We start from the raw sequence: 14,088 nt of genomic DNA on the forward strand, positions 1-14,088 counted from the left end.
CCACCGAGAACACACCGAATCAACAGGTAGGAATTACGGTGATCTTCGCGTACTTGACTTTCGGGTCCGTGAATCCGTATTCCCCGAAGCGGTTCGGACCTACGATTCGGTAGGTATCACCCTTACCGCGGACCTCCCATTCAGGCGATCCCTCGAAACCTGAAGCCGGGTGGGGACCCCACTTGTTCTTGTGCTTAGTGGACTCTCTCCCCTGGTAGAGCTTCTGAGTGGAATTCGTGGCGCTCTCCGTGCGTGGAATCCCTTGCCCTGCCCTGATGCGGGAAAGCTCGTCCCTCGCCCACCCGGGGACACTGTCGTTGTGCACCAGCACCGACGTTGTACCGGCGATCACATAGTACGTGTGCAGATCGCCGACGGTGAGGTTGTAGACCCTCGCCATCTCCGTCCACCGCTCGACCGCGTCGATCCTCACCTGCACGCCGGCACTCGTGCGGAGTCGCTCACCGGCCCGGAGGTCGGTGGCAGCGACCCATGCGCCCAGTTCCGGCACCCAGAACGGGTGGCCGTCCGTCGCGGTGACGGAGGCGGTGTGGTCGCCTCGGGCGCCGTCGGTGTCGATGGTGACCTTGACGAGGTGCTTGGCGCCCTGGCCCTTGATTTCGGCCGTGACCTCGCGGGCCACGGTTTTCCCTGTTTCGGGGTCTGTCGCGAGGACCTTGTCACCGATTCTGAGTTTCTCGATCGGTTGCGAGGTCCCGTCGGCCATGAGGACTCTGGTGCCCGGGACGAAGCTGTTCTGGATGGGGCACGAGGCGGCGAGTTCCTTGGCGACCTTCGACTTGCTGAACCAGTTCTTGACCCCGCTGATCAGCTTCTCGCCGAGCTTCCAGAGGCGCTTGCCGAGTTCGGCGGCCTTCTTCCACTTCCAGGGGAGGCCGTATTTCTTGGCGATCTTGCCGACGATGCCGCCGACGGCGCTGGAAATGATGTTGACGGCGGTCGCGCCGCAGGCGCCGAGGGCTCCGGTGGTGAAGCAGTCGAGGGCGTCGGTGATGCCGAGTTCGTCGGCCGCGATCTTGGCGAGTTCCTTGGCGGCGGCGATGGCGCGCTGCTTGGCGATGTCGGCGGCCGTCTGGGCCTTGCGGGCGTTGTAGGAGGCGGTGGTCTCCTTGGGGGCCTGGACGCCGTAGTAGGTGTAGTACTGCTTGGTGGGCTTGACGGTCCAGCCGCCGTTGCCGGTCGGCTTGCAGGTGACGCCGACCATGACGCAGTCGTCGGGCTTCAGGCCGTCCGGGTCGGAGAAGGTGACCGGGTTGTTGAGGCTGTAGGCGTAGCCGTTGATCTGCTGCGGGTCGGTGTAGTCGATGATCGGGTCGGCGGAGATGAACCGGCCCGTGGAGCTGTCGTACTCGCGTGCTCCGAGGGTGGTGAGGCCGGAGACCTTCTGGACGGTGCCGCCGACGAAGCCCTTGTCGTCGACCCAGTCCGCCGGGGAGCTTTCGCGGGCCGCTCCGAAGGGGTCCAGGCGGCGGCGCTGGGTGGCGCCGGTGGTGGCGTCGACGGCGAGCTGCGCGGTCCCGTGGTGGTCGGAGGCGAGGAAGGTGACGCCGCTGTTGTCCCGGACGGCCACGGTCTGGCCGGCGAGGGAGTAGTAGCGGGCGGCGGTGACCGCGCCGGTGGACTTCTTCAGGTGCAGTTCCATGCCGGGGAGGTAGAACGTGGTCTCCTCGGCCGTCTTGCTGAGCAGCCGGCTGCCGGCCCCGTCGTAGACGTAGTCGGTGGTGGCTCCGTCCGCGTTGGTGACCTTGGTCAGGTCGCCCTGCTTGTCCCAGGTGAACTTCTGGGTGCTGCCGTTGAGGACGCGCTGCTCGGTGTTGCCGGTGCTGTCGTAGGAGAAGGTGTTGGACAGCTTGACCGCGGGCGTGGTCGAGGTGGCCGTGGTGTCCACGATCTGCGTGGTCAGCTGGTGCGGGCCCTCGCCGTTCTCGCCGTAGGTGTACGACTTCGTCGACGTCGCCCCGCCGTTCAGACCGTGGTCGGTCTCCGAGGTCCGGTTGCCGAGGGTGTCGAAGCCGTACGTCGACCAGTACGGGGCCGACCCGCCGACCGTCGTCGCGGACGGCGCGGAGGCGCACGCGGCGTCGTTCGTGCCGGTGCCGACCGCCTTGTCCGGGGTGACCTTCGACGTCCAGGCGTCCGTCATCTGCCGCAGGCCGTCGTAGCGGAAGCACTGCACGTCGGCGGTGCCGCCGGTGGGCGTGTCCGCGATGGACCTGACGTTGCCGCCGTCGTCGTAGGTGTAGCGGGCGTCGTACGCCACCGAGGCGGCGCCCTCCACGTCGACCCGGGCGTTGATGAGGCGGGACGTCCCCTGCTCGTAGGAGTAGGACAGCCAGGTCTTCTTGGCCCCGGTGTCACCCGTGGTCAGTTCCAGCTGCTCGATCTTGTTGGTCGGCGAGTACGCCACCTCGGAGACGTAGCTCATCCCACCGAGCGAGGTGTCCAGCGCGACGGGGCGCTGGAGGTCGTCGTACTGGTAGGAGAGGGTCTCCGCGGAGAGACCGCCCGCGGCCGGGGAGTTCTGCGTCCGGACCGTGCCGTCCTTGTTGTACTCGGTGCCGAACACGTAGGTGCCGCCGAGTTCGGGCTCGGCCGTCTTCGACAGGAAGTACTTGGTGGTGGTCGGCTCCAGGTCGTCGTCCAGCGCCGGGTAGGTCACCGAGGAGAGGACGGCGCCGTTCTTGTAGGTGTACGAGCCGTACAGCTCGCCCTTGGCCACCGTGTCGTACACGGCCTCGGACAGCTTCGTCCCGGTGCCCGCGGCCCCCTGCCACGTCTCCTTGACGCGGCCGATCTTGTCGTAGACCGAGGTGGTGGTGTTGGAGCGGGAGTCCGTCGTCGAGACCAGCCGGTCCAGGTCGTCGTACTCGAAGGTCGAGGAGCCGGTGTCGGGGTCGGTCGCCGTGTGCTTGCGGCCCCGCTGGTCGTACGTGTACGACCAGACGTTGTTCTTGTTGTCGGTGACCTTCGCCAGCTGCCCGGACGGGGTGTAGGCGTACCGGGTCGCGACGTAGTCGTTCGCGGTGCCCGGCAGGACCGGCTTGTCGCCCTTGTACTGGCGCAGTTCGACCGTGCGGTCGTGGGCGTCCGAGATGGTGGTGGTCGGGGTCTGGCCGTTCGGCGGGTCGACGGTGACCCGGTCACCGCCGTAGGTGTAGGTCGTGCGGTTCTTCTCGGTGCCGGCGACCTTGAGGACGGACGCCGTGGTGCGGCCCGCTCCGTCGAACTCGGTCACCGTCTGCGCGTCGATGTCCTCGTTCCTCGGGACGAACAGCGTGGACGACGGGGCACCGGTGGCGTAGTAGGTGTCGTTGGTCTTCACCACGCGGCCGGAGCCGTCGTAATAGGTGTCGGCCAGCAGGCGTCCGCCGCCCTGGGCCTCGGTCTGGACCTGGCGGGGCCGGAGCAGACCGTCGTACAGGGTGTACTCGTGCCCGTAGGAGGCGCCGTCCTTCTCGATCTTCCGCGTGTGGAGGTAGCTCGGACCGTTGGTCCGGATGCCGTACTCGTACGTGATCGACGGGGTGTGGTCGGCCTTGGCCCGGTCGGGCATCCAGACCGAGACCACCCGGCCGAGGGCGTCGTACGCGAGATCGGTGCGCTTGCCGTTCATGTCGGTCTGGGACGAGAGCGTGCCCCACTCGGGCGCGTACTCGGTGACCGTGGTCCAGCCGAGGGCGTTCGTCTCGGTCTTGGACGCGGCGAGGCCGTAGGCGTTCTCCTTGTAGGACGTGGTCGTCGCCGTCTTCGCCGCGTCGGTGACCACCAGCGGCCGGCCGTAGGCGTCGAAGGTGGAGGTGGACACGTCCTGGTACGTGGCGGTCGTCCCGTTGTGCGAGGCGAGCCGCCTGACGAGCGTGGGCTCGCCCTTGCTGGGCGCCGCGCCGAGCGTGGTCGAACCGTCGTAGAAGGTCAGCTCGTCCGAGATGACGTCCTTGGAACGGTCGGGGGCGGTGGTGGCGCAGTCGACGGAGAGGGTCTCGACCCGCGAGACGTAGCTGTAGAGGTGCTTGGCCGGGTCGTCGGCGTACTCGGTCCGCGTGCACTGGTTGTCGGCCACGTCCAGTTCGCCGTAGTCCGCGACCTGGATCGGGCGGCCCTTGGCGTCGTAGGAGGTGGTGGAGGCGGTCTGTCGCCAGGTTCCGCCGGCGAGGGCCTGGTAGGTGTCGGCCCGGCCCGCCCGGACGAACCGGGCGTAGGAGGTGCCCCAGTCCTTCACGCGCGTCGCGGTGACCTTGGTCCAGGGCGTGTTGATCGACTTGGAGACGATCGTGTCCCCGTTGTACGTGGTCGTTTCGAGCTCCGTGCCGGACTTCCAGTCGGAGTCGGGGTACGAGGTGCCGTTGGTGGCGGTCAGGCTGACCGACCGGGTGCCGCCGTCGGGATCGGCGTCCCCGTCCAGACCCCGGAAGAACACGTGCTCGGTCTTGGTGTTGGAGGGACTGACGCTGCCGTCGGACGTCTCGACCCGGACCTTGCCGTAGCCCCGCCAGTCGCTCCAGGTGAGGTTGTCGGTCTTGGAGAGGCCGTCCGGCTTGGCCTTCCGCCAGCCGGCGTCACCGAGATAGGTGTACGTCGTCATCTGGTCGGGGCTCTCGGCGACCAGATCGGTCTCGATCACCGAGGTGACCACGTACTTGTTGAACCAGTCGGTGATCGGGTCGGTCACCCCGGGCGGGCTCCACTTGACCGGGTAGCAGCGGACGGTCGACTTGCCGGGGGTCGGCAGGTTGGACGACGTGCACTGCGGGGACGAGTAGTTGGCGGTGAGGACGCTGCCGGACTCGCTCTCCACCCCGCTCAGGCGGAACCGGTTGAACGCCTGGATGTTGTCGTTGGGCACGTCGACGCGGTTGGGGAGCTGGAGGCCGTACAGCCGGACCGAGGGGACGGAGACGTCGGTCCCCACCAGGCCGGCGTGGTCGATGGTCTTCAGCCAGAGGGACTTCGACCCGTCGCCGTTGTCCACATAGGAGTGGTCGAGCTTCCACCGGTCGACGTCCTCGTAGGTCGTCGCGCCGTCGCGGATCTGGGTGGTGATCGTGGTGAGCTTCTTGCGGGTCCAGAACGTCGGCGAGTTCTGGCCGGGGCACTTGGAGTCGGCCTTGCAGTTGCGGTCCCACGGGACGTCGGGCCAGTCCGCGGCCGTCTCGTCCTTCAGGGCCGCGACGGAGCAGTCGGTGAGGGCGCCGACACAGCGCTCGGCGGTGTCGAACACCACGCGCGCCGGGGCCTTCGTCGAGTACATCGTGCCCTCGCGCTGACCGTAGTCGATGCGCTTGAGGTATCCGCCGCGGATGTAGGCCTTGCCGTTCTCCGTGGTCTTGAGGCCCTGGGTGTAGTAGTTCGTCTCGGTGCCGTAGAAGTACGCCATGGTGTTCCCGTGCGGGTCCACGACGTAGTCGAGGTTCCAGCGCCATGCCTGGTCGCAGAACGCGTCCGCGAGGGTGGCCTTGTAGCAGGGTTCACCGGAGTCGTCGCCGTAGACCGGGACGGTCCAGGCCGAGTTGGTGGTCTCGTTGCCGGAGGCGAAGCCGGGGAGCCGGTTGCGGCCGAAGAAGTACTGGGTGCCGTCGGCGGTCGTGACCTTCCAGTACTCGCCGTCGTTGTCGTTGTTCGTGGCGCCGGTGAGCTTCTCCACCTTGGCGAAGTCGTCGGAGCTGACGTGCCACTCGCCCGTGGTGTCGTCCTTGATCAGCTCGCCCGAGGTGCCGCCGGCCAGGGAGAGGGTGGCGTTGTCGAAGCCCCAGCACTGGTCGCCGTTGGTGTCGGCGTGGCCGTCGTCGGCGCAGGGCTTGTAGCGGCGCTCGATGAAGCCCGGTTCGTATCCGAAGCCCTCACCGATCCACGATCCCTGGTTGTTCGTGGTGGCCGTCTGGCCGTCCACGGACTGGGAGTTGTAGGCGAGGGAGACCTCGGGACCCAGACCGCCGGGGACCGGTGGCGCGCTGATCGGGTAGGACCAGTTGAAGACGCCGGAGGAGTTGGAGACGCTCCACTGCGAGGAGGGCTTGAGCGAGCTGGCGCCGAAGTCGCCCTGGTCGCCGGATGCCTCGGCCGTGGCCGCCAGCACCGTCACCGAGGAGGCCGAGCCGGTGCTGCCCGCCGCGGCCCCCGCCGCCGCCGGGGCGGCCGTGACCTTCGCGGTGAGCGTGGTGGCGGCGGTGTCGTTGGTGGTCGCCAGGGGCGTCGCCGTGGCACACCCGGGGCGGTCGGGCGTGGTGAGCACGCACTCCGGATAGGTCACCAGACGCAGCCGGGAGCCGTAGCCGCCCCCGTACGCCTGGGCGAAGTCGCCGTAGTCGAGCGAGACCCGGACCGGTCCGCTCCCGGTCGCACCGTCGCTGCGGGCCACCGTCATCAGGGGGCCGTCGACGCCCGCCGCCACGGCCTTCTTCCGGTCCAGGACGGACAGCCGGACGGACCGGGGGCTCGTGGTTCCGGTGGCCGCGGCCTTCAGCGGCATGCCGTGGGCCTGGGCGCCCTCGGTTCCCTTCGCTCCGACGACGACGTCGTCGGTGGTCGCCGCGGGCCAGCGGGTGACCGCGGCCTTCGTGACCTGTGCGCGGGCCGCCTGGTCCGCCTTCGGCTTGCGGACCTTTCCGTTCCGGCCGGTCACCGGGTCGTCGAGACCGGTCTGGGTGTCGGGCCTGGTCACGCCGTCGCGCGCGGTGGCCTCGGGGGCGTACTGGGGCAGCAGGCCGAGGGACAGGGCAATGGTCGCTGTCAGTACGCCGATGCGTACCGAGCGTGCCGGAAGGCGGAAATACCGTCTCCCGAGAGGCGATGCTCGCATGAGAACTCCGTCAGGAAAGGAATCGGTGCGGTGAGAACGGGACGCGGCCGGGACCGGACTGGTGTGGTCCGGTCCCGGCCGCTCCGTTCGGATCAGGTGATGGTCGCTTCGACGCTCTCGTCGTCCGCGAGACCGCTGACGATGTTGACCAGGCTGGCGTCCAGCGCCCCCTGGAACACGCGCACTTCGTCGACCGCGCCGGAGAGGAAGGATCCGGCCGTGGCCCCGTCGAGCTTGCGCCCCACCTGGACCGAGGCGGTGGTGAAGTCCCAGGTGTTGTCCCACGGGACCCGGGCGCTCTCCACCCCGTTGATGTACAGCACCACGTCACCGAAGACCGCCGAGTAGACGAGGGCCAGGTGGTCGCCCTTGAGGCCGGTGCTGGGCAGGAAGCCCGTGGCCCGGGCGGTGGTGGTGACCGGGGTGGCGGAGTCCCCGTCGGTGGCCGTGATCGTCCATCGGCTGTCCGCCGCGGAGTAGCCCACCGCGAGCGCGGTGCCCCGGGCCCCGGAGAGCGACATCACCGTCTGGTCCGCGGGCGAGACGGAGGAGAGCCGGACGCGCGCGGTCACCGCGAAGCCGTCCTGCTTGGAAAGCAGACCCGCGCCACGGGACGCGTAGGCGTCCGTGCCGTTCAGCACCAGGTGGCCGTCGCCCCACATGGGGTCCTCGGGCGCGGTCTCCACACAGCTCGGGTCCTCCTCCGGGCTGCAGCCCGGCGCGGGCACGTAGATGGACGCGCCGCCTCCGAGCGTCAGACCGGTGCCGCCGCCCGCCTCGGGGGCCACGTTGTCCGGAGCCGTGTCGACGTCCCAGTACGCGAGCTGCTGGGCGACGATGCCGCCGAGGTCCGCGCTCTCGGTGCCGGTGACCACGCGGTCGTAGACCTGCACGTCGGCGATGCCGCCCTTGAGGTGTCCGGTGTAGCCGTCCAGGGCCAGCCTGCGTCCGATCTGCAGGGCGCCCGCCGCGTTCCACGGGGTGGTCCGCTTCACCGTGGTGGTGACGGCCACGCCGTTCACGTACAGCCGCATCACACCCGTGACGGCGTCGTAGGTGCCGATGAGGTGGGTCCAGGTGCCCGGGACCACCCGGCCTCCGGTGACCTGCCAATGGGTCACGGACTCCATGTCGTTGTACGGCATGCGGAACACCCAGCTGCGGGTGTCGCCGTCGTAGCCCAGGTCGAAGCCCGGCAGCCCGGTGCCGTCCTGGCTGATCACCGTCTGGTCGCGGTTCGGGACCTCCGGCAGGTTGACCCAGGCGCTCACCGAGAACGCGGAGTCGGTGTCCACGAGGTGCCGGCCGGCGTCCAGGTAGGCGTTCTCGGTCCCGTCGAGCGCGGCGTAGGTGTCGGCCGCGCCCAGCGGGCCGGGCTTGGCGCCGAAGGCGACCCCCGAGCCGGGTGCGGCGGCGGGCGAGGAGCCGGTGCCGGCCGCGGAGGAGGAGCCCTTGACGTCACCCAGGGTCCAGCCGCCCTTGGGGGCGCGGCCGTCGGAGACGAGGAACTGGTAGGCCATGGCCGTCTTCTGCGCGTTGCCGGCCGCGTCGACCGCCTTGGCCTCGACGGACCACGGGCCTTCGCTCGCCGGCATGAACGCCACCGTCGCGGGCCCGCCGGGCGTCGCCGTGTTCACGCTCGACCAGGTGCTGCTTCCCTTGAACCGGTACAGGTACTTCGCGACATCGTTGGACGGCGAGTCGAAGGTGAAGCTTCCGTAGTCGCCGACGCCCGCGTGCCAGGCGTCGTCGTCCGGGTACTGCGCGGAGGTGATCACCGGCGCCTTGGGCGCGGTGGCGTCGTAGATGAACTCGCATCGTGTGGGCTCGCCCGCGGTGCTCCACGGGCCCCACGCGGTTCCGTCCGAACCCCGGACCTCCCAGCCGATGACGACGTTGGACGGGATGGTGAATCCGGCGTCGGAGTCCGTGCTCAGATCGGAGCCGACCCTGTACTTGAACGACGCCGAGCCCGTCTGACCGGTGCCGGTCGTCGCATGGCTCGCGGTCGTCGCGTAATGATTGACCTGTGTCGTGCCGTTCATCCAGAAGACGTGGAACTGGGCCTTGAGGCTTTCGGTCTTGCCCGCGATGTCGTTGTGGTCGTAGTCCTTGACGACCGCGTTGAGAACCGGGGCCTCGGACACGTAGTGGTCCTGGGCGTGCCCGTACTCGCACGTGCCGCCGGGCGACATGGTGAGATCGCTCTCGGCCGGGGCCAGCGGGGGACGGTTGTAGGTGACTTCGAGCTGCGCGTTGCCGCAGAAGCGCTTCCAGTACGCGTAGTCCCCCTCGACGCCGGACCGCAGACTGAAGGTCGTGGTGTCCCAGCCCTTGTCGGCCGCGAGCTGGACGGCGGACTTGGCGTCGAAGCGCACGTTCTGGTTGGTCGAGGTGCAGGAACCGGCCGGGTTGGTCGGGGACTTGCTGTCGACGTCGGCCTTCCAGGACGGCTGGTTGCCCCAGTTGGTGGACGAGCTGATCGCGCTCGCTCCGCTGGAGTTGACCCGGATGAGCTTCACGCTCTTGGCGGCGGTGCTGTACGTGTGCACCATCGTCACCGCGAACTCGGCCTTGATGATGTCCTTGCCCTCGAAGGACGCGGTCGGGACGGCGAAGAACTGCCGCTTCGTGTCGCTCGAACTCGCGCACAGGTACGACACATCGGCGGGACAGCGGCCCACGCCCTCGTGGTCCTTGAACTTCCAGAACTCCGCCGACGGGTAGTACGACGAGACCATCGTCCAGCCGGTGCGGCTCGTCGTCTTGAAGACCGGGTCGATGAAGACCGGGTACACCGTGTCCTTGCCGGTCAGCAGGGAGCGGTCCGGGGTCAGGGTCATCGCGTCCCGGTCCACGTGGACGTCGACATCGGCGACCCGGGTGCCGTCCGGCGGGGTCACCGCGAGCTCGTCGGCGGACGGGCCGGCGGCGGCCTTCGCCAGGGACGTGCCCGCGTCGCCCTTGGCGCCCTCGCGGCTGTCCCACATCAGCGGGGCGGGCGCCTCGAAGACCGCTCCGCCGGTCGCGTCGGTCGCGGTCAGTCCGCCGTCGGCGGACTCCTGGACGCCGAGGCCGGTGGTGCTGACGGGCAGCTCCAGCCGGGCCAGCTCCGGGTTCTGGGCCGCCTCCGCGTTCTTGACGACGATCAGGTGCGAGAAGCCCTCGGCGCTCGCGGACACCTGCAGGTCGACGCCCGGCAGCACGTCCGCGTAGGTCGCCGTCGAACCGTCCACCGTGGGTGCCGGAAGCTTCCCGGGCCAGTCCAGCGACAGCGCGCGGCCGTCCTTGCGCATGGTGCCGAAGGTGGTGTCGCCGCCCCCGGAGAAGGACATCGCGGTCACGGCCGCCTTGGGCGCGTACGAACCGTCCGCCTGCTTCACGAGGGTGGTGTCGATGTCCGTCCACGCCCCGTTCTTGCGGGTGCGTACGGGCTGCACGGCCGTCTTGACCGTGAAGGTGCCGTCGGGATTGGCCGTCGTCGTACTGCGCTCGTCCCGCAGGTTCAGCACCTCGACGGGTGCGCCCTTCTCGGCTGCCGCCTGCTGCGCGGCCTCGACCCCGAGCGCCGTGCCGCCCTCCACGGGCGCCGCGGCGGCCGTGGGGAGCCCGCCCGACAGCGGGGGGATGCCGAGTCCGGCGGCCAGCAGGGCCGTCAGGGTCACCGCGGCGAGCGCGCCGCGTCCCCGCCCGCGTGCCACCGTCACCTGTCTCTTCACGTGTGCCTTCTGCTCTCTCTCGCCCGCACCGTCACGACGTCGTCCCCGCTCCGCGCCCCTCATCCGACGGTCCCGAACGCCGTACCGATGTCCGAGATACCGCCGGCGCCGGGCTGGAAGGTCCTGGTTCCGCCCTGGGTGATGCCGTCGATGTCGCTCCACGGCACCGTGTAGAGCGCGCCCTTGGAGGTCGCGGGCTCCTTGCTGTACGGGACCCCCACGTAGAGGAGGTTGGTGCCCGAGCGCAGGGAGATTCCCGTGAAATCGCGTGCGGTCGGGGTGCCGGGCAGGAGCGCCGTGCCCCGCGTGATGATCTTGTCCGCGCTCCCGGCGTCGGCGTCGAGCGGATTGAAGATCTGGATGACCCCGGCGTCCGCGGCGCCGCCGACGTCCCGGCCGGGCACTCCTACGGCCAGCCGGATCGTGGACGTGGTGGTGACGACCTCGGTATTGGTGTTGGCGAGGGCCACGCGCTGCCCGAAGAAGTCACCGGCGCCCGGTTCCCCCTCCACGGTCGCCATCCCGGTGTCCAGGGCCTTGAGCTGGGTGTACTTGCCCGAGGGCTCGATGCGCAGAACGGCCACGCTGCCCGCGCCCGGCACGGTCCCGATCGACTCGCCGGGTGTGCCGATCGCGATCAGGGCGTCGGTGTTGTACGTCGCGCCGGCGGGGCGGTAGTTGGTCATCGCCAGGGAGGCGCCGAGCCTGTCCCCGGACTCGGCGACGCCGATCAGTCCCTCGCCGTCGCCCGCCTGGTCGACCCCGGTGAGGGGAGTGGGCGCGCCGTTGGCCAGCGTCTGGCTGAAGATGGCGGCGGTTCCGGCCGCCACGGCGTCGGCTCCGATGGTCTCGCCGGGCACGCCCACGGTGAAGTACCGGTTGGTGCCCGCCAGGGCCGCCCCGAACTGGTCGCCGGGCTCGGCGACGCCGGGCACGCCGGGGCTCTCCTGGGTGAGCATCAGCTTGGTGCTGCCCTGCATGTAGTTGATGGCTCCGGCGTTCGCCATGGTGACGCCGTCCACGGAAACGCCCTCGCCGGGAGCCCCGACGATGAGGTACGGCTGCCCCGACGCGGCGGTGCCGGCCTGCACGGCGTAGCCGAAGTGGTCTCCCGCCTCGCTGGTCCCGCCCCCGAGGGATGCCTGGCCGTAGAGGCTCGCGGCCGTGCCGGCACCGAGGCCGGCGGGCGAGCCGTAGATGATGTGGACGATGCCGGAGTCCTTGATGGCGGTGCCATTGGCCCCGGTGTCCTCGTACGGCGTTCCGACCACGAGGTCGGTGCAGCCGTCGCCGTTGAAGTCGGCCCAGGAGATGGCCGAGCCGAACCGGTCGCCCCGCTCGGGGACGACGTCGCCCATGTTCGGTGACGCCTGCGTGATGTCCGCGGCGGGTACTCCACCCGCGTAGAGCACCCGCACCAGACCGGCTTCCTGGACGCCGTTCACGGTCGCCAGAGGATCCGTGACGACGTTGTCGACCATGCCGTCACCGTTGTAGTCCGAGCCGACACCCGCGCAGGATGCCGCCGAGGCGGGCCCCGCGCCCATGACGGTCACTCCGGAAACCACCACGAGCAATCCCGTCATGGCGGCAATTCCGGACATGCCGATTTTCAGTTTCACAACCCCACCCCTTGAGAGAAACCTGTGCGCCCCGCACCCCCCGATGCGTAATCACTTGGCTACGCACAGCAGAGCGAATGCAATACCGCATACACCCGGGCTGTCAATAAGGTGTCCGATACATTCACTAAAGGGTTAATTGATGGGATGTTGACAGCGAAACGCTGCATCTCCCCCATGTGCGACACGCCGAAATCCCCTGGACCGCCGACAGTTGACCGGCCCGGACCACCAGGCCGAATCCGGCCATAACTCCCCTCGGGAAATGTCGGGAATTCACGAGAACCTCCGGCGCGAACACGCCGCCCTCATCGATGAATTCGACCCGCGACAGGGTCGCCATATGTCGCCATTTCCCTGCACCGAAAGAACGGCTCCGGACCTCACGGTCGCGCGACGTCCTCCCCCGACATATACGAACGGGACCGGCGGAAATCCGCCGGTCCCGTGTTCTCGCCCTCGGTGGGACAGGTCAGGCAATCCGCTCCCGCACCACCGGAGCCGCCGCGAACTCCGTCCCCGCCGGCGCGATGTCGTAGGCGTCCGGGAGGGCCCTCAGGGCGTAGTCGAACTTCTCCGGGGTGTCCGTGTGCAGCGTCAGCAGGGGCTGGCCGGCGGTGATCTCGTCGCCGGGCTTGGCGTGGAGTTCGATGCCGGCGCCGGCCTGGACGGGGTCCTCCTTGCGGGCGCGGCCGGCGCCGAGGCGCCAGGCGGCGACGCCGATGTCGTAGGCGTCGAGGCGGGTGAGGACGCCGGAGGACGACGCCCTGACGACGTGCTGCTCGCGGGCCACCGGGAGCGGGGCGTCGGGGTCGCCGCCCTGGGCGGAGATCATGCGGCGCCAGACGTCCATGGCGGAGCCGTCGGCGAGGGCCTTCTCGGGGTCGGCGTCCTTGAGGCCGGCGGCGTCCAGCATCTCGCGGGCGAGGGCGAGGGTGAGGTCGATGACGTCCTTGGGGCCGCCGCCGGCGAGGACCTCGACGGATTCGCGGACCTCCAGGGCGTTGCCCGCGGTGAGGCCGAGCGGGGTGGACATGTCGGTGAGGAGGGCAACGGTGCGGACGCCGCTGTCGGTGCCGAGGGCGACCATGGTGGAGGCGAGTTCGCGGGCGTCGTCGAGGGTCTTCATGAAGGCGCCGGAGCCGACCTTGACGTCCAGGACGAGGGCGCCGGTGCCCTCGGCGATCTTCTTGGACATGATCGAACTGGCGATGAGCGGGATCGCCTCGACGGTGCCGGTGACGTCGCGGAGCGCGTAGAGCTTCTTGTCGGCGGGGGCCAGTCCGTCGCCCGCCGCGCAGATGACCGCGCCGGTGGTGTCGAGGACGTCGAGCATCTCGTCGTTGGAGAGGTGGGCGCGCCAGCCGGGGATGGACTCCAGCTTGTCGAGGGTGCCGCCGGTGTGGCCGAGGCCGCGCCCGCTGAGCTGGGGCACGGCGGCGCCGCAGGCGGCGACCAGCGGGGCGAGCGGGAGGGTGATCTTGTCGCCGACGCCGCCGGTGGAGTGCTTGTCGGTGGTGGGGCGGGAGAGCGTACGGAAGTTCATGCGCTCGCCGGAGGCGATCATCGCGGCGGTCCAGCGGGCGATCTCCGTGCGGTTCATGCCGTTCAGCAGGATCGCCATGGCCAGCGCGGACATCTGCTCGTCGGCGACCTCGCCGCGGGTGTACGCGTCGATGACCCAGTCGATCTGCTCGGGGGTCAGCTCGCCTCGGTCCCGCTTGGTGCGGATGACGGAGATGGCGTCCATGGTCTGGCGTCCTTCCGGCCGGTACGTGCACACGCGTTGTGTCCTCGTGACTCTACGCGCATAGAGGGAGAAAGAGGCGCCGGGGGGGCCCCCGGCGCCCGCCCCCCCGCCGCGGGGGGCCACCCCGGGCGCCCGGCCCCAGGCGAGGGGCCCCCGCTCGGCAAACGAGCGGAAACCAAC

4 protein-coding genes are annotated in these 14,088 nt (G+C 69.6%); all 4 read right to left on the reverse strand.

Annotation, left to right across the window (positions count from 1 at the left end):
* Nucleotides 1-19: 19 nt before the first annotated feature.
* Entirely contained in the window at nucleotides 20-6,817 is a 6,798-nt protein-coding gene (locus ACWCXC_RS24400) for a polymorphic toxin-type HINT domain-containing protein (protein WP_450890528.1), read from the reverse strand.
* A gap of 92 nt (nucleotides 6,818-6,909) precedes the next feature.
* Entirely contained in the window at nucleotides 6,910-10,536 is a 3,627-nt protein-coding gene (locus ACWCXC_RS24405) for a LamG-like jellyroll fold domain-containing protein (RefSeq protein ID WP_450890529.1), read from the reverse strand.
* Nucleotides 10,537-10,595: 59 nt separating this feature from the next.
* Entirely contained in the window at nucleotides 10,596-12,122 is a 1,527-nt protein-coding gene (locus ACWCXC_RS24410; RefSeq protein ID WP_450890530.1) for an FG-GAP repeat protein, read from the reverse strand.
* 508 nt (nucleotides 12,123-12,630) lie between these two features.
* Nucleotides 12,631-13,908, reverse strand: a complete 1,278-nt coding sequence (locus ACWCXC_RS24415) for a thymidine phosphorylase (RefSeq protein ID WP_450890531.1) — start codon at nucleotides 13,906-13,908, stop codon at nucleotides 12,631-12,633.
* Nucleotides 13,909-14,088 lie beyond the last annotated feature (180 nt).

The sequence above is a fragment of the Streptomyces sp. NPDC001515 genome (assembly GCF_053597115.1).